Origin of the sequence: Streptomyces sp. NPDC028722 (assembly GCF_040637655.1) — a bacterium.
Classification (GTDB): Bacteria; Actinomycetota; Actinomycetes; order Streptomycetales; family Streptomycetaceae; genus Streptomyces.
Map to the genome: position 1 here is coordinate 352,493 of NZ_JBEZWU010000004.1, position 24,140 is coordinate 376,632.

At 73.8% G+C, this 24,140-nt stretch carries 20 protein-coding genes; 14 read left to right on the forward strand and 6 right to left on the reverse strand.

Going from position 1 to position 24,140, the window contains the following annotated elements; all coding sequences use genetic code 11:
* The first annotated feature begins 110 nt into the window (after positions 1-110).
* The 3 genes from hmgA to AB0F03_RS09250 all read left to right on the forward strand — a co-directional run bounded on the left by hmgA (position 111) and on the right by AB0F03_RS09250 (position 3,661).
* Entirely contained in the window at positions 111-1,421 is a 1,311-nt protein-coding gene (hmgA, locus tag AB0F03_RS09240) for a homogentisate 1,2-dioxygenase (protein ID WP_361988069.1), read from the forward strand.
* Between the two features lie 45 nt (positions 1,422-1,466).
* Positions 1,467-2,213, forward strand: a complete 747-nt coding sequence (locus tag AB0F03_RS09245; RefSeq protein ID WP_361988071.1) for a GntR family transcriptional regulator — start codon at positions 1,467-1,469, stop codon at positions 2,211-2,213.
* A 293-nt stretch (positions 2,214-2,506) separates the two neighbouring features.
* The gene (locus tag AB0F03_RS09250) at positions 2,507-3,661 is read left to right on the forward strand and encodes a type ISP restriction/modification enzyme (protein ID WP_361988073.1); all 1,155 of its coding nucleotides are present in this window, start codon (positions 2,507-2,509) and stop codon (positions 3,659-3,661) included.
* A 190-nt stretch (positions 3,662-3,851) separates the two neighbouring features.
* Here the strand turns inward: AB0F03_RS09250 and AB0F03_RS09255 are convergent, their stop codons facing one another.
* A complete protein-coding gene (locus AB0F03_RS09255) occupies positions 3,852-4,580 on the reverse strand; it encodes a TetR/AcrR family transcriptional regulator (RefSeq protein WP_361988075.1) in 729 nt (242 codons plus the stop codon).
* 62 nt (positions 4,581-4,642) lie between these two features.
* Here AB0F03_RS09255 and AB0F03_RS09260 point away from each other — a divergent pair, with 62 nt between their 5' ends.
* From AB0F03_RS09260 to AB0F03_RS09270, 3 genes are read left to right on the forward strand one after another with little or no spacing between them, the layout of a single operon-like run.
* On the forward strand, positions 4,643-5,599 hold the full coding sequence (locus AB0F03_RS09260; RefSeq protein ID WP_361988077.1) for an ATP-binding cassette domain-containing protein: 957 nt from the start codon (positions 4,643-4,645) through the stop codon (positions 5,597-5,599).
* Complete coding sequence (locus AB0F03_RS09265; RefSeq protein ID WP_361988079.1) at positions 5,596-6,375, forward strand: ABC transporter permease; 780 nt, start codon at positions 5,596-5,598, stop codon at positions 6,373-6,375. The genes AB0F03_RS09260 and AB0F03_RS09265 overlap by 4 nt, the downstream gene beginning before the upstream one ends.
* Positions 6,376-6,432: 57 nt before the next feature.
* Positions 6,433-7,638, forward strand: coding sequence for a CaiB/BaiF CoA-transferase family protein (locus tag AB0F03_RS09270; RefSeq protein ID WP_361988227.1), 1,206 nt, complete (start codon positions 6,433-6,435; stop codon positions 7,636-7,638).
* A 57-nt stretch (positions 7,639-7,695) separates the two neighbouring features.
* Here AB0F03_RS09270 and AB0F03_RS09275 read toward each other — a convergent pair whose 3' ends face one another.
* The 3 genes from AB0F03_RS09275 to AB0F03_RS09285 all read right to left on the reverse strand — a co-directional run bounded on the left by AB0F03_RS09275 (position 7,696) and on the right by AB0F03_RS09285 (position 9,443).
* Positions 7,696-7,965 (reverse strand): hypothetical protein, encoded by a 270-nt coding sequence (locus AB0F03_RS09275; RefSeq protein WP_356821838.1) that lies wholly within the window; start codon positions 7,963-7,965, stop codon positions 7,696-7,698.
* Between the two features lie 126 nt (positions 7,966-8,091).
* Positions 8,092-8,904: an anti-sigma factor gene (locus tag AB0F03_RS09280; protein ID WP_361988081.1), complete on the reverse strand. Its 813-nt coding sequence runs from the start codon at positions 8,902-8,904 to the stop codon at positions 8,092-8,094.
* On the reverse strand, positions 8,901-9,443 hold the full coding sequence (locus AB0F03_RS09285) for a sigma-70 family RNA polymerase sigma factor (protein ID WP_361988083.1): 543 nt from the start codon (positions 9,441-9,443) through the stop codon (positions 8,901-8,903). The genes AB0F03_RS09280 and AB0F03_RS09285 overlap by 4 nt, the downstream gene beginning before the upstream one ends.
* A 208-nt stretch (positions 9,444-9,651) precedes the next feature.
* Between AB0F03_RS09285 and AB0F03_RS09290 the strand changes: the two genes are divergently transcribed.
* The 3 genes from AB0F03_RS09290 (at position 9,652) to AB0F03_RS09300 (ending at position 14,402) form a co-directional block, all read left to right on the forward strand.
* The gene (locus AB0F03_RS09290; protein WP_361988085.1) at positions 9,652-11,193 is read left to right on the forward strand and encodes a DUF4331 domain-containing protein; all 1,542 of its coding nucleotides are present in this window, start codon (positions 9,652-9,654) and stop codon (positions 11,191-11,193) included.
* 108 nt (positions 11,194-11,301) lie between these two features.
* Positions 11,302-12,828: a hypothetical protein gene (locus AB0F03_RS09295; protein ID WP_361988086.1), complete on the forward strand. Its 1,527-nt coding sequence runs from the start codon at positions 11,302-11,304 to the stop codon at positions 12,826-12,828.
* Complete coding sequence (locus AB0F03_RS09300) at positions 12,825-14,402, forward strand: nickel transporter (protein ID WP_361988088.1); 1,578 nt, start codon at positions 12,825-12,827, stop codon at positions 14,400-14,402. Before AB0F03_RS09295 ends, AB0F03_RS09300 begins: the two co-directional genes overlap by 4 nt.
* Before the next feature lie 119 nt (positions 14,403-14,521).
* On the opposite strand, the gene AB0F03_RS09305 is transcribed toward AB0F03_RS09300, so the two are convergent.
* The gene (locus AB0F03_RS09305) at positions 14,522-15,328 is read right to left on the reverse strand and encodes an SGNH/GDSL hydrolase family protein (RefSeq protein ID WP_361988090.1); all 807 of its coding nucleotides are present in this window, start codon (positions 15,326-15,328) and stop codon (positions 14,522-14,524) included.
* 362 nt (positions 15,329-15,690) lie between these two features.
* On the opposite strand from AB0F03_RS09305, the gene AB0F03_RS09310 reads away from it, so the two are divergent.
* The 5 genes from AB0F03_RS09310 to AB0F03_RS09330 all read left to right on the forward strand — a co-directional run bounded on the left by AB0F03_RS09310 (position 15,691) and on the right by AB0F03_RS09330 (position 22,673).
* Complete coding sequence (locus AB0F03_RS09310; RefSeq protein WP_361988092.1) at positions 15,691-15,999, forward strand: hypothetical protein; 309 nt, start codon at positions 15,691-15,693, stop codon at positions 15,997-15,999.
* Positions 16,000-16,413: 414 nt separating this feature from the next.
* Positions 16,414-17,235, forward strand: a complete 822-nt coding sequence (locus AB0F03_RS09315; protein ID WP_361988094.1) for a glycosyltransferase family 2 protein — start codon at positions 16,414-16,416, stop codon at positions 17,233-17,235.
* Positions 17,232-18,410 (forward strand): glycosyltransferase, encoded by a 1,179-nt coding sequence (locus AB0F03_RS09320; RefSeq protein ID WP_361988095.1) that lies wholly within the window; start codon positions 17,232-17,234, stop codon positions 18,408-18,410. The genes AB0F03_RS09315 and AB0F03_RS09320 overlap by 4 nt, the downstream gene beginning before the upstream one ends.
* Positions 18,407-19,207 carry a polysaccharide deacetylase family protein gene (locus AB0F03_RS09325; protein WP_361988097.1) on the forward strand — a complete coding sequence of 267 codons (801 nt, stop codon included), beginning with the start codon at positions 18,407-18,409 and terminating at the stop codon, positions 19,205-19,207. Before AB0F03_RS09320 ends, AB0F03_RS09325 begins: the two co-directional genes overlap by 4 nt.
* A gap of 124 nt (positions 19,208-19,331) precedes the next feature.
* Entirely contained in the window at positions 19,332-22,673 is a 3,342-nt protein-coding gene (locus AB0F03_RS09330; protein ID WP_361988228.1) for a lipopolysaccharide biosynthesis protein, read from the forward strand.
* A gap of 12 nt (positions 22,674-22,685) precedes the next feature.
* Here AB0F03_RS09330 and AB0F03_RS09335 read toward each other — a convergent pair whose 3' ends face one another.
* A complete protein-coding gene (locus AB0F03_RS09335; RefSeq protein WP_361988099.1) occupies positions 22,686-24,092 on the reverse strand; it encodes a xylan 1,4-beta-xylosidase in 1,407 nt (468 codons plus the stop codon).
* Positions 24,093-24,140: the final 48 nt, after the last annotated feature.

The following is a 24,140-nucleotide window of genomic DNA, read 5'->3' on the forward strand; positions in this document are numbered from 1 at the left end:
AGGTCGGGTTGTCCCCCTACCCCGGAGGGAGGAGCCGGGGTCCTCTTGCGCAGTCCCCCGATTGATTCCTACGGTGATGCATAGGAATCAGCGGCACAAAGGGAGCGATCATGAGCGGGGACGCGCGGAAGACCGCCGAGGGGCTGTCGTATCTCACCGGGTTCGGCAACGAACACGCCTCGGAGGCGGTGCCGGGCGCCCTGCCCGAGGGCCGCAACTCGCCGCAGCGCGCGCCGCTCGGGCTGTACGCGGAGCAGCTGAGCGGTACGGCGTTCACCGAGCCGCGGGCGTACAACCGCCGTTCGTGGCTGTACCGCATCCGCCCGTCGGCCGCGCACCCGGCGTTCACCCGCACCGGCAACGGCGCCCTGCGCACGGCCCCCTTCACGCAGACCGTGCCCGACCCCAACCGGCTGCGCTGGAACCCGCTGCCCGAGCCCCCGGCGGGCACCGACTTCCTCGCCGGTCTGTGGACGCTGGGCGGCAACGGCGACGTGAGCCAGCGCACCGGCATGGCCGTGCACCTGTACCACGCCGACACCTCGATGGAGCGGGTGTTCTCCGACGCGGACGGGGAGCTGCTGATCGTGCCCGAGCGGGGCGGGCTGCTGCTGCACACCGAGTTCGGCCGGCTCCATGTGGAGCCCGCCGAGGTAGCACTGGTTCCGCGTGGGGTCCGCTTCCGTGTGGAGCTGCTGGACGAGTCGGCGCGCGGTTATGTGTGCGAGAACTATGGGGCGCCGTTCCGGCTGCCCGACCTCGGCCCGATCGGCGCCAACGGGCTCGCCGCTCCGCGGGACTTCCGGGCGCCGGTGGCGGCCTACGAGGACGTGGAGGGGCCGGTGGAGGTGGTGAACAAGTTCTGCGGCAACCTGTGGGCCGCGACCTACGACCACAGCCCCCTCGACGTGGTCGCCTGGCACGGCAACTATGTGCCGTACGTCTATGACCTGCGCCGCTTCAATGTGATGGGCACCATCTCCTACGACCACCCCGACCCGTCCGTCTTCACGGTCCTCACCTCGCCCTCGGACACCCCCGGCCTGGCCGGGGTCGACTTCGTCGTGTTCGCGCCGCGCTGGCTGGTGGGCGAGGACACCTTCCGGCCGCCGTACTTCCACCGGAACGTGATGAGCGAGTACATGGGCCTGATCGAGGGCGCGTACGACGCGAAGGCGGAGGGCTTCGTGCCCGGTGGCGGCTCACTGCACAACATGATGTCGGCGCACGGTCCGGACCGGGAGACGTTCGACCGGGCGAGCGCGGCCGAGCTGAGGCCACAGAAGATCGACGACGGGCTGGCGTTCATGTTCGAGACCCGCTGGCCGGTGACCCTGACCCCGCTCGCGGCCCGGGCGGACCACCTCCAGCAGCGCTACGACGACGTGTGGCAGGGGCTCGAGCGCCACTTCCGGGTGTGACGGCCGCATTGCGCCGACCGTTCATCGACAGGTACGGATAGCCGCGTGACCTCCTTCGCTCCGGATTCGATCGTCCTGAACCGCAAGCTGCCGCTGTGGTACCAGGTGTCGCAGTCGCTGCGCGCCTCGATACTGGGCCGCTCCCCCCAGGACCCGCTGCGCCTGCCGACCGAGGAACGGCTCGCGCAGCACTACGGGGTGAGTGTGCTCACCATGCGGCAGGCGCTGAAGGAGCTGGAGGACGAGGGGCTGATCAGCCGGCACCGGCGGCGCGGCACCTTCATCGAGCCCGGGGTCCGGCGCGGGGCTCCCGTGCGGCTGCTGGGCTCGGTGGACGCCATCGTGGCCCAGCAGTCCGGGATGACGGCCGAGCTGCTGGAGCACGGCCCGGTGCCCGTGCCGGCCGGGCTCGCCGAGTACTTCCCCGACCTCGCGGAGGTGGCGGCGTACCACCGCCTGCGCAGCGACGAGAAGACCGGCGAGCCGACGAACCACGCCGTCAACCACATCCGTCCCGACCTGGCCGCGCTCATCGACCCGGACGACCTCGCCCGCTGGCCGATGACCAAGGTGCTGCGGGACGTGGTGCGGGCGGACATCAGCCGGATCACGGACACCGTGGAGGCCCGCCTCGCCGACCCCGAGACGGCCCGCCTGCTGGAGGTCCCGCTGCTCAGCCCGATCCTGCACTACACGGGCGTGACCTACGACTCCGAGGGCCGGGTGCTGGACGTGGCCGTCATCCACTACCGGGGCGACCGCTTCTCGTTCACGGTCACGCTGGACGCCTGAGCACTCCGCCGGGTCGTGAGGGGCCGCCGACCCCTCCCGACGTCGGCGCCCCGTCACGGCCGTCCACCGCCCCCTCGCAGCCCTCCGGGGCCCCTCACGGCCGTCCGCGGGTCCCTCGCGGTCGTCGCCGCCCCCTCACCGGCCGTCCGTAGGCTCACCCGGCCGCCCGCAGGCCCGCCCCGGCCGTCCGCAGGGCCGCGCCCCGGCCGCCCGCCGACCCGCCCCGGCCCGTCGTTCCCGCGGCGGAGCCGCGTATCGCGCACGCCCCCGCCCCGTCGGAGCGCTGTCGTACGATGCCCGGCGTGACGCACGACGACGACCCGCTGCTGGCGGACCTCATGCCGTGGTCGGTCGCACCCCTGCGGCTGGGCCGCGCCTGGCCGGTGGCACCGGACCCGGCGTCCCTGCGGGCCCGGTGGGACGCCCTGCTGAAGGCCCAGGGGCCGGACCGGGAGGCCCTGTTCGAGCCGAGCCGCGCCCGCACGCTCACCTCGGCGGTGGGCCAGCTGCCCGGCCGGGCCGGCGGCACGCGACGGCTGTCGCGCGCCGAGGGTCCCTGCGCGGAGCCGGTCCGGGTGCTGGCCGCCCCCTTCGACGAGCAGTGGCTGATCCCGGACCACCGGCTGATCGACGCGGCCCGCCCGGAGCTGTGGCGGGTGGCGGACGCGCACCAGGTGTTCACGGTGGAGACGGGCGACACCGGTACCCCGCTGCTGGCGACGTCGGTGCTGCCCCTGCTGCGCACCGGCCGCATCCGCCCGCTCCACCGCCGCCCCGGGGGCACGGAACCCAACCTGGCCCCCGGTCTGGCGGACCACCTCGCCGCCCGGCTGGGCACGCCCCCGACGGCACCGGACGTGCTGGCGTGGATCCTGGCGGCGGTCCGCCCGGACCTCACCGTGCCGCTCACGGCGGACCCCGGGCTGTGGTCCGCGGGCGTGGGCCTGGGCCGCCGCATGCTGTGGCTGTTGCGCCGCGACGGCGAACGCCCCAAGCTGCCGGGCGGCCGCCGCCCCTACGTCCGCGCGCCCCTGCCCAGCCGCCCGACGACCCTGCGCTACGACCGTGCCGAGGAGACGCTGCACCTCGACGAGGGCCGCGTCTCTCCCGTACCGCCGGAGGCCTGGGACCTGGAAGTGGCCGGAGTACGGGTCCTGGAGACCTGGTTCGCGGCCCGCACGGCCCCGTCCGGGCCGGGCACGCTCGCCGCGGTCCGCCCGACGACCTGGCCGCAGGCCTGGACGTCGGAACTGCTGGAGCTGATCACGGTCCTGGCGCTGCTGGCGGAACTGCGTCCGCTGCGGGCCGCGTTGCGGATGACGTCACCGGTCACGGCGGCCGACCTGCGCGACGCCGGCGTCCTCCCGCCACCGCAGCGGTCCCGCCGCCCCGCCTCGGTCCTGGACCACCACGAGGAGGGCCCGGACGGCCAGTTCGCGCTTCTCTAGGGTCTTTCGTTCGGATCAGGCCGGAGCGGGGTCCGGTGCCGTGCGTCGCAAGGCGGAGGAGGGCGCCATGGCGGAGCGCCACGGCACCCGACGACAACGCGGCGGTGGGGGCACCTCCCGCTCGAGCGAAGCCGAGAGTGCGGGAGCGGTGCCAGACCCCGCGAGCCCGGCATGATCCGAACGAGAGGCCCTAGCCCACGCCGCCCGGCCGGTGCGGCGCGAAGGCGTCCAGCACCCGCTCCAGCGCCCGCTGGAACACCGCCTCCATATCGATCGGCCCCGGGCCCTCGCTGAACGCCGCCGCCATCCTCGGATACGCCCCGGAGGCGATACGGCCGCCCAGGTAGGCGATGCGCACCGCGTTCTCCTCGTCCTCGGACCAGGGCAGGGCACGCACCCGCTCGGCGGTGTCGAGTTCGTTGCGGACGTACGCCGTCACGACACCGTTCAGCATCGCGATCAGCTCCAGCTTGGTGCCGTACGGCATGTCCAGCGGGTCCAGGCAGGCGAGGCAGTGCTCCAGATACCGCAGGGCGTGCGGGCTGAAGCCGTACACCGGGGACATCAGTCGCGGTACCCACGGATGGCGGTGCATCAGCGCCCGGGTCTCGTGGGCCACCCGGAGCAGGTCCGCCCGCCAGTCACCGCTCGGTTCCCAGGGGACGTGCTCCGCGCTGACCGCGTCCACCATCAGCTCGTGCAGGTCCTCCTTGCGCGGGACGTAGTTGTAGAGCGACATGGTGCCGCAGCCCAGCTCGGCCGCGACGTGCCGCATCGACACCGCGTCCAGCCCCTGCGCGTCGGCGATCCGGACGGCGGCGGCGGCGATGTCGTCGCGCGTGTACGCCGGCTTCGGGCCCCGGCCCGTGCGCTCGGGGCGCGCCCAGATCACCTCGGGAACGGCCCCTCGGACTGCCATCGGTCATCACCTCGGCACCATCCTAGTTACGTACGGCGTACGTAGTGCGGTAGGGTCACCGCATGACTACTACGTACGCTGTACTTAGCGAGGGTCTGGAGAAGCGCTTCGGCGCGGTCCACGCCCTGCGCGGGCTGGATCTGGCCGTCGCCGAAGGCACGGTCTGCGGGCTGCTGGGGCCGAACGGAGCGGGGAAGACGACGGCGGTACGGCTGTTGACCACGCTGCTGCGGCCGGACGCGGGGTCGGCGCGGATCGCCGGGCACGATCTCACCCGGGAGGCGGCGGCCGTACGGCGCCGGATCGGGGTCACCGGCCAGTACGCGTCGGTCGACGGGGACCTCACCGGCCGGGAGAACCTCCGGCTCTTCGCCCGGCTGCACCGGGTGCGCAGACCGGCCGCCCGCGCGGACGAGCTGCTGGAGCGGCTCGGCCTGACCGAGGCCGCGGACCGGAAGGCGTCGACGTACTCGGGCGGCATGCGGCGCCGGCTGGACCTCGCGGCGAGCCTCCTGCGGCGGCCCGAGGTGCTCTTCCTGGACGAGCCGACCACCGGGCTCGACCCGGCCAGCCGCGCCCGTATCCGGCAGGCCGTGCGCGAGCTGCGGACAGAGGGGACGACCGTGCTGCTGACCACGCAGTATCTGGACGAGGCGGATCAGCTCGCCGACGGCATCGCCCTGGTGGACCGGGGACGGGTCGCGCACACCGGCTCGCCCGCCGGGCTCAAGGCGCTCATCGGATCGCACGCGGAGGCGGTGGTCGCGGACGGCACGGCCCTGTCCGGCGCCGCGGCCGTGCTGCACCGGCTGACCGGCACCGAACCCGCGCTCGACCACGAGCGGAACACCGTCGGCGCGGTGACCACCGACCCGACCCTGACCCTGCCCCGCCTGGTGCGCGAACTCGACGCGGCCGGCGTGCCGTTGCTGGACGCGAGCATCCGGCCGCCCACCCTCGACGACGTCTTTCTGCGACTCACTGCGGAGTCCGCCGACAACAAGGAGGCCGCCGCGTGAACGCCTTGGCGTACGACGGACTGGCGATGGCGGGCCGGCAGTTGCGCCGGGTGCGCAACAACCCGGGCCTGGCGATCCTGACCCAGATGATGCCGGTCAACATGCTGCTGTTCTTCGGTTACGTGTTCGGCAGCGCCCTGGCGATGCCCGGCCGCGAGTACCGCTCCTTCCTGGTGCCCGGGCTGCTCGTCGCCACCGCCGCCGGCGGGCTGATGACCGGCATGTTCCAGGCCGCCCAGGACACCCACCGGGGGGTGACGGACCGGTTCCGCACGATGCCGGTGAGCCGGGCCGCCGTACCGCTCGGACAGGCCGTCGCGGACCTGGTCGTCACCACCGTCGGCACTGTGCCGCTGCTGCTGGTGGGGCTCGCGGTGGGCTGGCGGATCGAAGGGAGCGCACTCGAGGCCACCGGGGCCGTGGGGCTGCTGCTGCTCTTCCGGTTCGCGTGCACCTGCGCGGGGATCCACCTGGGCCTGCTCACCCGCAGCGAGGAGGCGGCCGGCCAGCTCGGCGCCGCCTCCTTCGTGCTGCCGCTGCTGTCCGACGCCTACATCCCGGCGGACAACCTGCCCGGCTGGCTGCGCACGCTCGCCGAGTGGAATCCGATCAGCGCGGTGACGACCGCCCTGCGGGAACTGTTCGGCAACGCGCCCGTACCGGACGGCGCGGCCTGGCCGGTGGCCCACCCGGTCGCCGGGTCACTCGCCTGGAGCCTCGCCCTGACCGCGCTGTTCCTGCCGCTCGCGGTGCGCAGGTACGCACGGGGCGAGTGAGACCCCCTGCTGACAAAGTCGCCGCTCAGGGGCCATGATCCGGGCATGGATCAGCCGATGGACCCGTACGCGCGTCAGCCCCTGCCCCTGGCGGGCATCACCGTCGTCGCCGTCGAACAAGCCGTGTCCGCGCCCTTCGCGACCCGGCAGCTCGCCGACCTGGGTGCCCGGGTCATCAAGGTGGAGCGGGTCGACGGCGGCGACTTCGCGCGCGGCTACGACACGGCGGCCGGCGGCCTCGCCTCGCACTTCGTGTGGTGCAACCGCGGCAAGGAGTCCCTCGCGCTGGACCTGAAGGACCCGCGCGGCCTCGACGTCGTACGGCGGCTGGTCGCGGACGCGGACGTGTTCGTGCAGAACCTCGCGCACGGCGCGGCGGCCCGGCTCGGCCTGGACGCGGCCACGCTGTGCGCCGCGCACCCGCGGCTGGTCGCCGTGGACATCTCGGGCTACGGCGGCTCGGGACCGTACGCGGACAAGCGGGCCTACGACATGCTGGTGCAGTGCGAGGCGGGCCTGGTGTCGGTGACCGGGACGCCGGAGCAGCCGGTGAAGGCGGGGATCCCGGCGGCGGACATCGCGGCGGCCATGTACGCGTTCTCGGGGGTCCTGGCCGCTCTCGTGCGGCGCGGGACGACCGGGCGGGGCGGGCCGGTGGAGGTGTCGATGCTGGAGGCCCTCGCCGAGTGGATGGGGCATCCGCTGCACCACGCGATGCACGGAGGCGAACCGCCGGCGCGTACCGGGCTGGCGCACGCCGTCATCGCTCCGTACGACGCCTATCCGACGGCGGACGGCGGGCGGGTGCTGCTGTCGGTGCAGAACGACCGGGAGTGGCGGCGGCTGGCCGGACAGGTCATGGGCCGTCCCGAGCTGGGCACGGATCCGGCGTACGCGACCAACGCGGCCCGGGTGGCGCACCGGGAGAGTACCGATGCCCTGGTCGCGCGGGCGCTGGGGGCGCTGGACACCGAGGAGGCCCTGGCGCGGCTGGAGAAGGCCGGCATCGCCTGTGCGCGGCTGCGGGATCTGCACGAGCTGGCGGAGCATCCGCAGCTGGCGGCCCGGGAGCGGTGGCGTCAGGTGGGTTCGCCGGCCGGGCCGCTGAAGGCGCTGCTGCCGCCCATCACGCTGCCGGGCGGGGACGAGGCACGGATGGGCGACGTGCCCGCGCTCGGGCAGCACACCGGGACGCTGCTGCGTGCCGTGGGGATGACGGACGACGAGATCGCAGCGTTGCGCCGGGACGGTGTGGCGGCCTGAGCGCGGGCCTCCCCGCGCGGTGGCCGCTTCGGTGGGCGGGTGACCGCTCGGTGGCCGCTAGTGGCCGCCGAACAGCGAACGACGCAGCCGGCGCAGCGGCGCGAAGAGGGAGACGCGGCTGACCCGCCTGCCCCGGTCACTGCGCTCGTGCACGGCGCTGCGCGCCGTCAGTTCGCGCATCAACGAGGTCGCCTCGATCGTCTCCCGCTGCGGTATGGCGGGACCCGCCAGTACCGACAGATGGCGGTCGAGGCGCGAACTGGTCGCGCTGCTCCCGCAGGTGATCGCAGGGACCCTGGCCCTGCTGCGCACTGTTATCTGCTCCATGTCACTCCCCACCCGTACGAATCCACCCGGCCCGGGCAGGGTAACCCTATCGCCCCAGTGGGGCACGCGTGTATCTCGGCCACACGATTCACCTTCCCTGTAAGGGGGTTGACCATCCCTCGCCGACTACTCTCCGAATCCGACCGATTCCAGGGTGAGTTGGACAATCGGCTGGCCCGTGGGGCGTGCTGAGCCGCCGTCGGGCTCGACGGTCACGGCGAGTGACGTCGAGGAGGTGTCGAGGCCTCGCGCGACCAAGGGCGTGTCGCCCGCGAAGAGCCCCAGGGAGCGCGGTTGCGCGCGGGGACGCATGAGCCAGAGCTGGTGCACACGCCCGCCGGCCGGGGCGGCGTACCCGCTGAGGGTGACGACGGCTTCCCGCCCGGAAGCGGAAGCGATCACTCCGATCCGACGGCCCCGCGCGTCCTCGCTGCCCGCCGCGCGGGCGTCCGGAGCGGCCAGAACGTGGGCGATCTCACGCGCCCGGTCCTGCTCGGCGGCCAGCCGGTCCCCGGTGCGGTGCGCCTGGACCGCGAAGAGGGAGGCGACGACGAGGGCGGCGGTGGCCGTGGCCGTGGCGAACGGCGCGAACAGGGGGCGCCCGCGGGGCGCGTGGGCACGTCCCGGCGGAGGCTGGACACCCCAGACGTGCGGCGGCAGCCGGCGCGCGCCCTCCGGGGCCGGTGCCTGCTCCTGCGGGGTGGTGCGCACGGCGGCCAGCACCCTCTCCCGCAGGGCGGCCGGCGCGGGGACCGCCGCGGACCAGGCGAGCCGCACCGCGTCCTCGGCCAGGTCCCGCACCTCGGCGGCACAACGGTCGCAGCCCGCCAGGTGTTTCTCGAAGCGGCGCCGCTCGCCCGGTTCGAGGGCGTCGAGCGCGTAGGGCGCGGCGAGCGAGTGCGGGTCCTCGCGGCGCACCAGTGCACCGAGGATGCTCATACGGCGCCTCCCAGGCACTGACGCAGCCGGGTGAGCCCGTCGCGCATCCGCGTCTTGACCGTGCCGAGCGGCAGCGAGAGCCGCTCGGCCACCTCACGGTAGGTGTAGCCGTCGTAGTAGGCCAGGGTGACGGACTGGCGCTGGAGGGCGGTCAGCCGGTTCAGGCAGCGGCGCACCCACTCGCGTTCCAGGCCGGCCTCGACCTCCTCGGCGACGTGGTCGAACGCGGGTTCCCCGGCGCGCAGGGCCTCGCGCTGCTCGCGTTCCCCGGCCGCGCGGGCGCTGCGCACCCGGTCGACGGCCCGGCGGTGGGCGAGGGTGAGGACCCAGGACAGGGCGCTGCCCCGGCCGGGGTCGAACCGGGCGGCGGAGCGCCACAGTTCGAGCAGCACCTCCTGGGCGACCTCCTCGGACTGGGCGGGGTCGCGCACCACCCGCCGGACGAGTCCGAACACCGGCCCGGAGACCAGTGCGTACAGGTCCTCGAACGCCCGCTGGTCACCGCGCGCGACGCGCACCAGCAGATCGTCCGCCCCCACGCGGGCCCCCTCCCCGTGCCCGCAACCGGTCCTTCCCCGCACACCGCGCATCCGCACCGAGACACACCTCCCGGGGAACATACGGATCCGCGGGCCGAAAACGCGGGCCGTCCGGCACCGGAAAGTTTTTCCGCGCCGACCAATCCGAACGGCGCGACCGCTCCGTATATCCCCCCGTCAAGGCAAGACGGCACTGAGGACGGACGGCATGACACCTCTCTTCTCCAGGAGCGGCACAGGACGCAAGGGCCTGGTCTCGCTCATCTGTGGCGCGCTGGCCGCCGGAGGGCTCGCAGCCGCCGGCGTGGCCACGCTGGAACCCGGGGCGGCCTCCGCCTCCTCCCACCGGGAAGCACCGCTGATCTCGGGGACCCCGCAGTACGACAACACCGACCTGTACGCGTTCGTCAGTCCGGACAAGCCGGACACGACGACGATCGTGGCGGACTGGATCCCCTTCGAGGAACCGGCGGGCGGACCGAACTTCTACACGTTCGCGGACGACGCGCAGTACGACCTGCACATCGACAACAACGGGGACGCGCAGGGCGATACGGTCTTCCGCTACACGTTCAGGACGCACACGAAGAACGGGGACACGTTCCTCTACAACACGGGCCCGGTCACCAACCTGGCCGACCCGGACCTCAACATCACGCAGACCTACGACCTCGACCTCATCCGGCTGAAGAACGGGCACGAGGCGTCGAGGACGAAGCTCGCCGACGACGTGCCGGTGGCACCGTCCGACGTCGGCAAGGCGTCCATGCCGGACTACGGCAAACTGCGCTCGCAGGCCGTCTACCGGACGGCGGGCGGCGCCACCACGTTCGCCGGGCAGGCGGACGACCCGTTCTTCGCCGACCTGCGCGTCTTCGACCTGCTGTACGGCGGCAACCTCAGCGAGGTGGGCCGGGACACCCTCAAGGGCTACAACGTCAACACCATCGCCCTCCAGGTGCCGAACGAGCTGATCCGCGAGTCGGCCCACCAGCCGGTCGTCGGCATCTGGTCGACCACCCAGCGCCGTAACGCCCAGGGTTACTACAGCCAGGTCTCACGCCTGGGCAACCCGCTGGTGAACGAGGTCGTCAACCCGCAGAAGGACAAGGACAAGTTCAACGCGTCGCAGCCCGCCTACGACGGCCAGTTCCTGAAGAACGTCACCAACCCCGAGCTGCCGAAGCTCATCGAGTCCATCTACAAGATCAAGGCACCCGCCGAGCCGCGCAACGACCTCGTCGACGTCTTCCTCAAGGGCGTCAAGGGCCTCAACCAGCCCCCGAACGTTCGGGCCTCGGAGGAACTGCGGCTGAACACCTCGGTCCGGCCGAGCATGCATCCCAAGCGGCTGGGCGTGCTGGACGGTGACAACGCGGGCTTCCCGAACGGGCGGCGGCTCGGCGACGACGTGATCGACGCCGCGCTCCAGGTCGTCGAGGGCGAACTGGTCGGCTCCAAGAACGACCTGGGTGACGCCGTCGACAAGAACGACAAGAAGTTCGAGAAGTACTTCCCGTACGTCGCCGAGCCCACGGCCGGTTCACGCGGCCGGCTCGCCAAGGGCACGACCGCGGGCACGGACGTGCGCAGCCAGCTCGGGGACGCGCTCCAGCCGGCCGGGTCCTCCGCCGGCGGCTCCGGCGACACGATGCTGATCGCCGCCTCGGCGGCCTCCGGTGCGGCCGGGATCCTGCTGCTCGGCACCGCGTTCGCGTGGTGGCGCCGGCGTATGCAGCGCGCGTACTGATCCCCGCCCCCACCCCCACCCGGACCGGCGCGGCCCGCGTTCCCCCGCTCCCCCCACGGCGGGCCGCGCCTCCCACATGACCGACGCACGACCGACGGAGGAACAGGCATGGGCCCGCGCGGGCAGCACGAGGAGAACGACGAGCGGCCGGCGGGCACGACCGACGTCCCCCGGCCGACGACGTCCCCGCCACCGGAGACGACGACGCCGGACACCGGCGAGGCGGGGCGCGCCGGTGCGGGCGCGGCCCGGGGTGCCGGTGAACGCGAAGGCGCCGAGCGGGCCGCCGCGGTGCGGCGGGCCGGGGAGGCCGGGCGGCGGTGGCGGGCCGCGCGGCTCGCCGGGTCCGCCGTCCTGGTGGCCGTCGCCCTGACCGGCGGCGCGATCGCCCTCGGCGCGCAGCGGGCGCCGGCGACCGTGCCGGTCGTGGCCGACGCCGTCGACCCCGGTGTCCTGGGCGGCGCGAACCTGGACGCGAGCATCGCCGCGCTCCAGACGCATCTGCGGTCGCAGCCGAAGGACTCCGGCGGCTGGGCCACCCTCGGCCTGGCCTACGTGGAACAGGCGCGCACCAAGGGCGATCCGGCCCGCTACCCGCAGGCGGAGCAGGCGCTGCGGCGTTCCCTGTCCCTGACGCCGGACAGTGACCAGGCCCTGGCCGGCCGCGCCGCCCTCGCCGCGGCCCGGCACGACTTCGCGCACGCGCTGACGTTCGCGGACGCGGCCCTGCGGCGCAACCCGTACAGCGAGCGCGCCCTGTCCTCCCGTATCGACGCCCTGGTCGAACTCGGCCGGTACGCCGACGCGGCGAAGGCCGCGGCGACCGCCGACGCGCGCAAGCCGGGCGTCCCGGTCTTCACCCGGTACGCGTACGTGCGCGAGCTGCGCGGGGACGTCACCACGGCACGCCGGGTCCTCGAACAGGCGCTGTCCGCGGCCACCTCACCGGGCGACACCGCGTACGTGGCCTCTCAGCTCGGCCAGCTCGCCTGGAACGAGGGCGACTACCGGTCGGCCCTCGACTGCTACGCCCGCGCTCTTGCCGCCGACGACGGCTACCTCCCGGCGCTGGAGGGCCGGGCCCGTGCCCAGGCGGCCCGCGGTGACCGGGCCGCCGCGATCAAGGGGATGGAGGCGGTGGTCGCCCGGTATCCGGTGCCCGGTCCGCTCGTCGTCCTGGGCGAGCTGTACGAGGCGCGCGGCGCGGCCGGCGACCGGGCGCGGGCCCGGCGGCAGTACGCGCTCGTCGACGCCTGGACGGCGCTGGCCCGCGCCAACGGAGTCGACGCCGACCTGGACACCGCGCTGGCCGCCGCCGACCACGGCGACAGGACGGCCGCCCTGCGCGCGGCCCGCGCGGAATGGGCCCGCCGGCACACCGTGCACACGGCGGACGCGCTCGCCTGGGCGCTGCACGTCAATGGCCGGGACACCGAGGCCCTGCCGTACGCCCGCCGCGCCACCGCCACCGGCTACCGCAACGCCGCCTTCCGCTACCACCGGGGTGTGATCGAGCTGGCCACGGGCCACCGGGCGGCCGGCCGCGCCTCGCTGACCTCGGCCCTGAGGCTGAACCCCGGCTTCTCCCCGCTGGGTTCCGCCGCGGCCCGCAAGGCCCTGGAGGGAGCCGAGTGAGGCCACGCCCGCTGTACCTCCTCCTTGCCGTGTGCGCGCTCGCCCTCCTCCCGGCCGGCACCGCGAGCGCGCACCCCCTCGGCAACTTCACCGTCAACCGCTACGACGGCCTCGTCGCCGCTCCCGGGCAGCTCCGGATCGACCATGTGGAGGACCTCGCCGAGATCCCGGCGACCCAGGCGGGGCCCGATGTCGAGCGGCTGGGGCTGGGCGGGTGGGCGCGGCAGCGGTGCGCGCGGGCCGCCGCGGACAGCGCCCTCACCGTGGACGGGCGTACGACGGCCCTGACGGCCGCCCGCGGCACCGCGCGCCCACGCCCCGGTCAGGCCGGGCTGCACACCCTGCGCGTGGAGTGCCGGCTGACCGCCGCGCTCCCCCGCGCCGGTACCGTCACCCTGCGCTTCCACGGCGCGGGTGCCGCCGGCGGGCCCGGCTGGCGGGAGATCACCGCGCGCGGCGACCGGATGACGCTGACCGCGACGGACGTACCGCGCACCTCGGTCTCGCACGAACTGACCACTTATCCGAAGGACCTGCTGTCCTCGCCCGCCGACACCGCGACGGCCTCCGTACGGCTGCGACCCGGTGGTCCGGCGCTCGCCGGGGACGCGGCGCGGCAGGAGACCCCGGGCGCCGGCGTGCTGCCCCGGGGCGCCGACCGCTGGACCCGGGCCCTGGACGATCTGGTGGCCCGGCGTGATCTCACCGTCGGCTTCGGGGCGCTGGCGCTGCTCATCGCGGTCGCCCTGGGCGCGCTGCACGCGCTCGCGCCGGGGCACGGCAAGACCCTGATGGCCGCGTCGGCGGCGGCGCGCGGGGGCCGGGCCCGGCCGCGGGACGTGCTGCCGCTGGCCGCCTCGGTCACCGTGACCCACACGCTCGGGGTGGTCGCCCTGGGCCTGCTGGTGACGGCCGGTTCCGCCGCCACGCCGGCGGTGATCGCCTGGCTGGGCCTCGCCAGCGGCGTCCTGGTGCTCGCGGCGGGCGTCACCCTCGTACGCCGGGCGTGGCACAGCCGGCCGCGTACGGTCGCCGTCGCCCGCGGGGAGGCGGTGCGGCGGGAGTTGGTGGCCGTGGGTGCCGGCCCACACCCCCACCACCACGACGGTGTGGAGCCCACCCATGGTGGCCACACCCACAACCCTGACGGTCATACGCACACGCACGCGGGTCACACCCACACCCACACCCACACCCATGGAGGTCACACGCACACCCACCCCGTCGCGCCGACCCTGCGAGGCACGCTTCTCCTCGGGTTCGCCGGTGGGCTGGTACCCAGTCCGTCGGCCGTGGTGGTGCTGGTCGGTGCCGCCGCGCTCGGCAAGGCCTGGTTCGGGCTGCTGCTCGTCGTGGCCTACGGCGCCGGTCTCGCGCTGACGCTCACCGCGGCCGGGTTCGCCGTCGTACGGCTGGGCTCGGGCGCGGCCCGGGTGCTGGAGCGGCGTCCGCGCTGGACCGCGCATCCGCTGGCCACGCTGGCGCGCCGTACCCTGCCGTTCGCGTCCGCGCTGGTCGTGGTGGCGCTGGGGGCGGGACTGGTGCTCAAGGGGGCCGCGTCGGCGCTCGGTTGAGCCGCTTCGGCGGGACGACGGCGGCGGAGACCCCGTCGGACCGGGTCTCCGCCGCGCCGCCGGGCTCGCCCCGAGGAACCGGCCGGGAACGTTCACCCTGCCGGGCGAGCCCGAACGGGTCAGGCCGCGTTCGTGAGCACCGGCAGGTAGCCGCCGGAGTGGCCGGCCGCGGTCGGGTGGTACGACGTGCCGATGTCGAGCCAGTTGACGCTGTGCAGCCAGGAGTCGCCGGAGCAGATCTCGTGGCCGGTGAACGTGTTGCGGACGTCGCCGAAGGCGAAGTTGTGAGCGGTGGCACGGGCCTTGATGACGGTGTCGATGTAGTCGGCCGCGCCGTTGATGGCGGACCGCTTGGTCTCGGAGAGGCCTAGGCAGGTCTGGCCGAGCAGGTAGAAGCGGGGGTAGCCGATGACGACCACGTGGGCGGACGGGGCTTTGGCGCTGATCGCGTTGTAGACGGTGTCCAGCTTGCCGGGGAGCGTGTTGGCGACGTACGCCCTGGCCGTGTCGATCTTGGAGAGGCAGGCGCTGTCGGACTGGATGACACAGGTCGTCATGACGTCGGAGAAACCGGCGTCGTTGCCGCCGATCGTGAGGGACACCAGCGAGGTGGCGGAGCTGAGGGAGCCGAGCTGGTTCGCGAGCACGTCGTCCGTCTTCGCGCCCGAGCAGGCGTTGAAGGCGAACGAGGAGTAGCTGTGGGCGGCGTTCCACAGGTAGGGGTAGGCCTTCGTGCTCCGGTCGCAGCTTCCGCTCGAGCTGATGTAACTCCCCGCGCCCACCCCGGAGGAGTAGGAGTCGCCGAGCGCCACGTAGCCTCCGGCCGCGGCCGTGCCGGACGCGTGCGCCGAAGCGGCCCCGGTGAGACCGAGGCCGGTGGCGAGGAGGAGTGAGGTGAGGAGTCCGGTAAGTCGGGAACGTCTCATGGAACCTCCCTTTAGCAGGATCTCTGCCTCAACCGTGGTACCAACTACGCGTGTTGACGGGAAGTGTTCATGCCAAGAGTTTTGTGATCTCAACAGGATCAGCCCGAGATGTTCACTGCTCATCTATTGCATGTGCATGTCATTTGTGAATCCACCGCGGGGGAACGGCGACGGCCGTGCTTCAAGGCCTTCTTGACGCCCACTCGGGTCTGCGCCACATTGAAGCCCGGCATCCGGCGCGTCGGGGGGCGAAGTCGCCTATGCGGACCTCACGCACCAGAACACGCACCGAGGCACGCTCTCGGCCAGGGCCCCCGCGGCTCCTGCCGCCACTGCTCGCCGGGGCCGCGACCGCTGCGGCGGTGGCCGGCGCGGTGCTCGCGCTGCTCGGCTCCACCTCGCCCCTGCGCGCCCCGTTCACCCTGTTCTTCCTGCTCGCGGCGCCCGCCGCGGCGATCGGCGCGGCGCTGCGCGGGCTGGATCCCTACGGCCGGGCACTGGCCGCCCTCGCGGGCTCGATCACCGTGAACATGCTGGTCGCCCAGGTCATGCTGGCCGTGCACCGGTGGTCGGTCCGTGGCGGAGTGGCCGCGGTGGCCGTCCTGAGCCTGCTCCTGCTCCTCCCGGTACCGCTGCGGGCACGAATTTCCGGAAAACTCCCACAAAAGTGACCGCTATGGTCCAAGGTGGTCCAACGGCCAAACCAGCATGAAGGTGAGGCAGCCTTCCGTGTCTTGCCTTTCGGGTGCAACCGTCAATACCGTCATACATCTCACCCGCACCGGTCCGCCGGCACTCGGCTCCAGGGGAGGGCTCAGGGCCACGGTGTGCCCGGCGCGGGGCGCGGTAGGGGGGTGCCGTGCTCGGTGACCACAACCGTGACCGAGTCGTGCCGCGCGACCGGCTGCCGTCGTTCCCCGGCAGGCCGGCCAGCTTTGCCAGCTCGTCGACGGACACGGAGACCGCCCCGGGTGCCGCCCCGGAGACCGGCCCGCCGTGCCGAAGATGAGAACCCCCCTTTCGAACCGGACACAGAGCCGGACCGCCCGTGGGCGGGCGGTCCACCGGACGAGAGGGAAACATTCATGAGTTCCGTCCTGCGCCCGACGGGTCCGGGCCAAGATCCGCTGCTCGCCGCCGACTACCGGCCCATCTCCTCCCACCTGGCGATCACCGTGCCGGTGAGCGTGGTCATTCCCGCCATGAACGAGGCGGAGAACCTGCCGTACGTCTTCAAGAGTCTGCCCGGCTGGATACACGAAGTGGTCCTGGTGGACGGCAACTCCACGGACGGCACCGTCGGCGTGGCACGTTCCCTGTGGCCGGACGTCAAGGTCGTCGAACAGCGGGGCAGAGGCAAGGGGGATGCCCTGATCGCCGGGTTCGAGGCCTGCACCGGCGACATCATCGTGATGGTCGACGCGGACGGCTCGGCCGACGGCGGGGAGATCGTGTCGTACGTCTCCGCCCTGGTCTCCGGCGCCGACTTCGCCAAGGGCTCCCGCTTCGCCAACGGCGGCGGCACCGACGACATGACCTTCGTCCGCAGACTGGGCAACCGGGCGCTGTGCGCCACCGTCAACCGCAAGTTCGGCGCCCGCTACACCGATCTCTGCTACGGCTACAACGCGTTCTGGCGGCACTGCCTGGACAGGATCGACCTCGACTGCACCGGCTTCGAGGTCGAGACGCTGATGAACATCAGAGTGGTCAAGGCGGGCCTGCGGGTGCAGGAGATACCGAGCCACGAGTACCTGCGCATCCACGGCACCAGCAACCTGCGGGCCGTACGGGACGGGTTCCGGGTGCTGCGGGTGATCCTGCGGGAACGTTCCAACCGGCGGGAACTGCGCCGCCGGGAACGCCGCTCGCCGCTGCTCGACACGGTCCGGGGGGAAGTGTCGTGACCGGTCCCGGCATCTCCGTCGTGATCTGCGTGTACACCGAGGACCGCTGGGAGGACATCCTCGCGGCGGTCTCCTCGGTACGCGCGCAGTCGTGTCCGGCGCTGGAGACGCTCCTGGTCGTGGACCACAACCCGGCCCTGCTGGCCCGGCTGGAGCGCGCGTACGAGGCCGGGGACGGCGTCCGCGTCCTGGCCAACGCCGGTCCGCGCGGCCTCTCCGCGGGCCGCAACACCGGCATCGCCGCCTCCCGGGGCGAGGTGATCGCCTTCCTGGACGACGACGCCGTGGCCGAACGGGACTGGCTGCGCCGCTTCACCGAGGGGTACGCCGACCCGCGTGTCCTCGCGGTCGGCGGCCGTACGGAACCCGTCTGGGCGTCGGGCCGGCGGCCGGACTGGTTCCCGGAGGAGTTCGACTGGGTCGTGGGCTGCACCTACCAGGGGCTGCCGCCCGGCCGGGTCCGGGTCCGCAACGTCCTCGGCGGCAACGCCTCCTTCCGGCGTACGGCGTTCGAGGCGGCGGGCGGCTTCGCCACCGGCATCGGCCGCGACGGCGACCGCCGCCCGCTGGGCTGCGAGGAGACGGAGCTGTGCATCCGCCTCAGCCGCGCCCGCCCCGACGCCGTCCTGCTCATCGACGACCGCGCGGTGATCCACCACCGGGTGCCCGCGTCCCGCGAGCACTTCGCCTACTTCCGCAGCCGCACTTACGCCGAGGGCCTGTCCAAGGCCCTGGTCGCCCGCAGTGTCGGCGCGGACAAGGGCCTGGAGTCCGAACGCCGGTACGTGACACGGGTACTGCCGGCCGGCGTCGCGCGGGGAATCAGGGACGCGTTGCTCGGCAGGCCGGGCGGGGCGGGTCGCGCGGGCGCGATCGTCGCCGGGGCACTGGGCGCGGCCGGCGGCTACGCGCTGGGCAGCCTGCGCGCCCGACGAGCGGCCGGTACGCCGTACCCGGCCCCGCCGGCTTTCGAACCGACCCAGGAACCGGCCGGCGAACCGACCCCGGCACCGGCCCAGCGGCCAAGCCGGGCGACGGACCGGGAACCGCCCGGCCGACTGGCCCAGGAACCGGCCCGGGCACCGGCCGAGCAGCCTCCCCGCGGCCCCACCCAGAAGCCGCCCCGACCCCCCGTCCAGGCGCCCCCGGATGCCGGCACCCGGGGGATCCGATGAGTGACGCCCCCGTGCCCATCCTCATGTACCACTCCGTCGCCACCACCCCCAACGACGCCACCCGTGCCCTGTCGGTCGCGCCGGAGGCGTTCGCGGAGCAGATGGCGCTCATCGGCGGCCTGGGGCTGACCCCGGTGACCACCGCCGCACTCGCGGCCGGCTGGCGCCGGGGCCGTCCGCTGCCCGCCCGGCCGGTGCTGATCACGTTCGACGACGGTTACGAGGGCGTGCACCGGCACGCGCTGCCCGTCCTGGCGAGACACGGCTTCCCGGCCACCGTGTTCGTCGCCACCGGCTGGCTCCGGGGCGCCCACGACACCGGCGGCGCCCCGGACACCATGCTCGACTGGCCGCAGGTGCGCGAACTGGCCGCCGCCGGGGTCGAGATCGGCGGGCACAGCCACACGCACCCCCAGCTCGACCAGCTGCCCGACGGCGGTCTGCGCGCCGAGCTGGACCGCTGCACGCGGATCGTCACCGCCGAACTCGGCGCCCCGCCGGTGTCGTTCGCCTACCCGTACGGCTACTCCAGCCGCCGGGTCCGCCGGGCGGTGCGCGCGGCCGGGTACGCGCAGGCGCTCGCCGTCGGCAACGTTCTCGCCCGCCGCCCCCAGGGCCCGTACGCGCTGCGCCGTGTCACGGTCCGCCGCGGCACCGGTGCCGAGGAGTTCGGGCGGCTCCTCGAAGGCCGCGGTCTCACCCGGGCCTTCGCCGGGGACCGCGTCCTCACCAAGGGGTACGCCGTCGTCCGCAGAGCCCGCCAGGTCCGCCGGAAGGCCTTCTCGAGCCGTGTCTGACACGACGACCGCGACCACGACGACCACCGCGACCGGGACGGCGGCACCCGGCGCCACGGCACCCGGAACCGGCCGGTCCGCCGGCGGCAGCGGCAGTCCGCTGTTCCGCAACGCCTACGCGCTGATGCTCAACACCGGCATCTCCGCCGTCCTCGGGCTCGGTTTCTGGCTGGCCGCGGCGCGCTACTACTCCGAGTCGGCGGTCGGGCAGGGCTCCGCCGCCATCGCCGCGATGAAATTCCTCGCCGGGCTGACCGCCGTGACCCTGACCGGCGCCCTGGCCCGTTTCATCCCCGTCTCCGGTGACCGCACCGGGCGGCTCGTGCTGCGTACCTACGCGGGCGGTTCGCTGGTCGTGGCGGCCGCCGCCGGGATCTTCCTGCTGACCCTGGACGCGTGGGGGCCGTCGTACCACTTCCTGCACGGCACCCTCGACGGGCTCGGGTTCGTGCTGGCCGTCGCCGCCTGGAACGTGCTCACCCTCCAGGACGGCGTGCTCACCGGGCTGCGCAGCGCGCCCTGGGTGCCGGTCGGCAACACCGTGTTCTCGGCGGTCAAGCTGGCGCTGCTCGCCGCGTTCGCCGTCGCCCTGCCCACCACCGGTGTCTTCGTGTCCTGGGTGGCCGCGATCGCCACCTCGGTGGTGCCGCTGGGCTGGCTGGTGTTCCGGCGGCTGGTCCCCCGGCACGTGCGGGCCACCGCGAACCGGGCCGGCCCGCCGACGCCGAGGGAGATCGGCAGGTTCCTGGCCGGGGACTACACCGGTTCCCTGTTCTCCCTCGCCGTGGTCTACCTCGTGCCGGTCATCGTCGCCGCGCGGGTCAGCTCCGAGGAGAACGCGTACTTCTACATCACCGCCACCATCGCCGGCACGACCAATCTGCTCGCCATCAACATGGGCGCCTCCCTCACCGTCGAGGGCTCGCACGACCCGGCGCGGCTGACCGCCGACACCCGGGCCGCGCTGCGGCGGATGGCCCGGATCATGCTGCCGGTCGCGGGTCTGCTGTTCCTCGGGGCGCCCTGGATCCTCGGTGTGTTCGGTGAGGGCTACGCGCACGCGGCGACCCCGCTGCTGCGCTGGTCCGCGGTCGGCACGGTGCTGCGGACGGTGCTGGAGACCCACTTCGCGGTGCTGCGCGCGCAGAGCCGCACCGCCGGACTCGCCTGGCTACAGGGTCTGTTGTGCGTGCTGGTGCTGGGCCTGACCGTGCTGCTCCTGCCCCGGCTGGGGCTGACCGGCGCGGGCGTCGCCGAGGTCTCCAGCCTCGCGGTGGTCGTGGCCGTCGCCGCGCCGAAGCTGTGGCGGACGGTGCGGTCCGCGCCCACCGCCGTGCCGGACACCACGGCACCGGACGGTGACCTCGCCGACCTGGAGCCGTTCTCCCGCTCCCGGCGGCGCTCCGGCGGCGGCACCCCGCCCGCCCCGGCGCCCCGCTCCGGCCCGGCGTGGGTGCCCGACCGGGACACCCGGGCCGGAGTGCTGCTCGGGTGCCTGCTGGTGGCCGCGCTGGTGCTGTACTGGGTGCCCGCGCTGCGGCTCGGCGAGGCGGACCTGGACCGGATGGGCGGGCTGGGGCTGGTCTCGGTGCTGCCGCTGCCGACCCTGGCCGGGGCGGCCCTGCTGGTCACCGTGTTCGCCGCGCTGCTCCGGCTGCGCCGCGAACACCGGGCGCTGCTGCTGCTCACCCTGCTGGCGACCGTGGTCTGCCTGCACGCGCTGCCCGCGGTGATCGAGACCGAACCACGGTTCCCGACGGCCTGGCAGCACCTCGGCTTCCTCGACCACATCGACCGGACCGGCTCCGCCGTACCTGACCTGGACGCCCGCTGGAGCTGGCCGGGCTTCTTCGCGCTGGCCGCGTTCGCCGGCCGGGCGTGCGGGATCACCGACTTCACCGAGGTCATCCGCTGGTGGCCGACGGTCATACAACTCGCTTTCCTGGCACCGGTGTTCCTGCTCACCCGGGCGATGCGTGCGAGCTGGCGGGCGAAGTGGACCGGCGTGTGGATCTTCGCGCTGAGCGGCTGGGTCGGCCAGGACTACTTCTCCCCGCAGGGCTTCACCTATCTGCTGTACCTGGTGTTCGTGGCGATCCTGCTCGTCTGGTTCCGCCCGCCCCGGGTGATCGGGACGTCACGTCGGCCGGGCGAGGCCGAGGTGGAGCCGGCCGGCCGGCGGCAACGCGCCGTGCTGCTGCTCGTGCTGATGGCCCTCTACGCGGCGACGGTGCCCGCGCACCAGCTCACCCCGTTCATGATGCTGGGCGTGCTCACGGCCCTCGTCCTGCTCGGCCGGTGCGAACTCCCCGGGCTGCCGCTGCTGTTCGGGGTGCTGGTGGCGGTCTGGGTCGGCTTCATGGCCGAGCCGTACTGGTCCGGGCACTTCGACGACCTCTTCGGCGGGGTGGGCGGGGTCGGCGGCAACGTCTCCACCTCCGTCTCCGGCCGTATCCAGGGCGGCAGCGCGACCCACAAGCTGGTGCTGTACACCCGGGTGCTGCTGGCCGGCTCGGTGCTGGGCCTGGCCTGCTGGGGCTGGTGGCGGCGGCGCCTGCACCGGTACCGGGAACGGTCCCTGCCGGTCCTCGTGTTCGTCCCGTTCCTCGGCTTCGGCATGCAGTCGTACGGCGGTGAGATGGCGCTGCGCGTCTTCATGTTCGCGGTGCCCGGCGCGGCCCTGCTCGGCGGACTCGCCCTCTTCCCGGGCACCGGTGCCGCCGCGCGGAAGGTCCGGATGCGGCTCGCCCCGCCGGCCGTGCTCCTCACCGGACTGCTGCTGATGGGCGGTTTCCTGGTGGCCCGCTGGGGCAACGAGCCGTTCGAACGGGTCCGGCCCGGCGAGGTCGCGGCCATGGACTGGGTGTACGCCCATGACCGGCCGACGGTACGGCTGCTGTGGCTCAGCCAGGATCCGGTCGACGACGTGACGCCGGCGCTGCCGTGGGGCGCGCGGGACATGGAGCGGGTGACCTACGTGCCGACGCGCGCACCGGCCGACCCCCGGCTGGTGTCGGGCCTGGTGAAGGCGCTCGAGGACGCCGGGCCGCACTCGTATCTGATGGTCGACCGCAGCCAGGCGACGTATCTGGAGCTGGACGCGGGCTACCCGGCGGCCTGGCAGCCCCGGCTGGTCCGGCAGCTGGACGGCCGGCGGGAGCTGACGAGGGTCCTGGCCGGTGACGACGTCACGGTGTACGCGCTGCGCGAGCGGCCGGCGGGGCCCGTGCCCGAGCCGCGACCCGGACCGGCCGGGCCGCAGGTGACATGGACACCGTGGTCGGTGGCCGGCGCGCTGGCCGCCGTCGTCCTGGTCCTGCTGCTGGCCGCCCGCGAGCTGGTCCGGGTCGCGGTGCGGCCGGGTGTGCGCCGGCTGCGGCTGGTGCAGGGCGGTTTCTGGTTCGCGCTGCCGCTGCTGGGGCTGGTGCTGGCCTCTCTGGTGCAGCGGTTCATGACGCTGAAGTGAGGGCGCGGCGGCTCAGCGGTCGAGCCATTTCACCTCGTACGCGTCCATCTCGAACCGCCTGCCGTCGACGCGTGCGCTGATCCGCCGGGCGAGGGTGTTGACGACGAGGACGGTGCTCCGGGTGGCGAGGACGCGGACGTGGGGCGCGTCGTCCGGGGCGACGGACACGGTCGCGTACCGGGTGCCCGGCGGGAAGGCCCGCGCGAACCGGGACAGCAGGCCGTACAGGGGCAGTTCCCGGCCGCCGCCGGAGGTGTCGGCCGGGGTCCACAGGCAGCCGGGGCACGGGCCCGTCCGCTCCTCGGGGTTCCAGTAGAAGCCGGAGCCGGCACCGCCCCTGACCATGGCGATCATGCCGGTGGCCTGGACGGCGACGCGGTGCGGTTCGCTCCAGCCGGTGCGTTCACCGTCGGCGTCGCCGGGTTCGACGTAGTACTCGGCCCACCACAGGGGCAGGTCACGGGTCCGCCGCCGTACCCAGGCGCCGACGGCGGTGAATTTGGCGGTGGCCGCGAACTCGTCCGGGAGCAGCGCGTCGTCGCGGGTGTAGCTGGAGCCGTCGACCACGGTGAAGTCGGCGCCGGCCCGGTGGGTGTTCCAGTAGGCGAAGGCGTCCAGGACGCGCTGGTCCATGGCGCCCCAGGGGCCCCTGAGCGCGGTCGAGGCGTTCGGGTCGTGTGCGCCGACGCTGTCCATGACCAGGTACGGGCCGCCGACCATGATGTCCTGGCCGACGTTCTTCAGCGCCTTGTACACGAGGTTGTACATCCGGGTGTAGCCCTCGTAGTCCCAGCGGGAGCCGGCGTCGTTCCAGAAGCCCTTGAACTCGTTCCAGACGATGAAGTGCCGCACGTCCGGGTAGCGCCGGGCGACGGTCGCGGCGAGGTCGGCGAAGTCCTGGTAGTGGCCGGGCAGCGGGGCGCTCTCCAGCGCGGCACGGCTCCAGTCGGTGCGGCCGGCCCCGGCCGCGGCGCCCTTCATCCAGTCCGGGGCACAGCACAGCGTGATCACCGGGGTGCCGCCGGAGGCGCGGACGAGGCCGATGCGCCGGTCCAGCGCGCCGAAGTCGTAACGCCCCCTGACCGGTTCGGGGTTGTCGGCGCCCCAGCCCATGATGTGCTGGTTCTGCGGCAGCCCGCCGTCCCGGCCGAGGAGCCGGGTGACGCGCGCGGTGGCGGCCGGCGATCCCTGGCCTGCGCTGTACCGGGTGTGGGTGAAGCCCCAGCCGACGTTCGGTCCGGGTCTCCCGGCCGGAGCGGCCGGGGTGCCGTGCGGCCTGTCGCCGTCACGTGCGGTGCGGGGGCCGCCGGACAGCGCGCCGAGGAGGGTGAGCAGCAGGGCCAGCGCGGCCAGGGCCGCGCCGAGCGGGGCGGTGCGCCGCCACCGCCGCCTTCGCGCGTCCCCGCCAGGGCGTCCCATCGCGGACCACAGTAACGGGGGGAGCCGGGCGGCGGGCAGGTGTCGGCC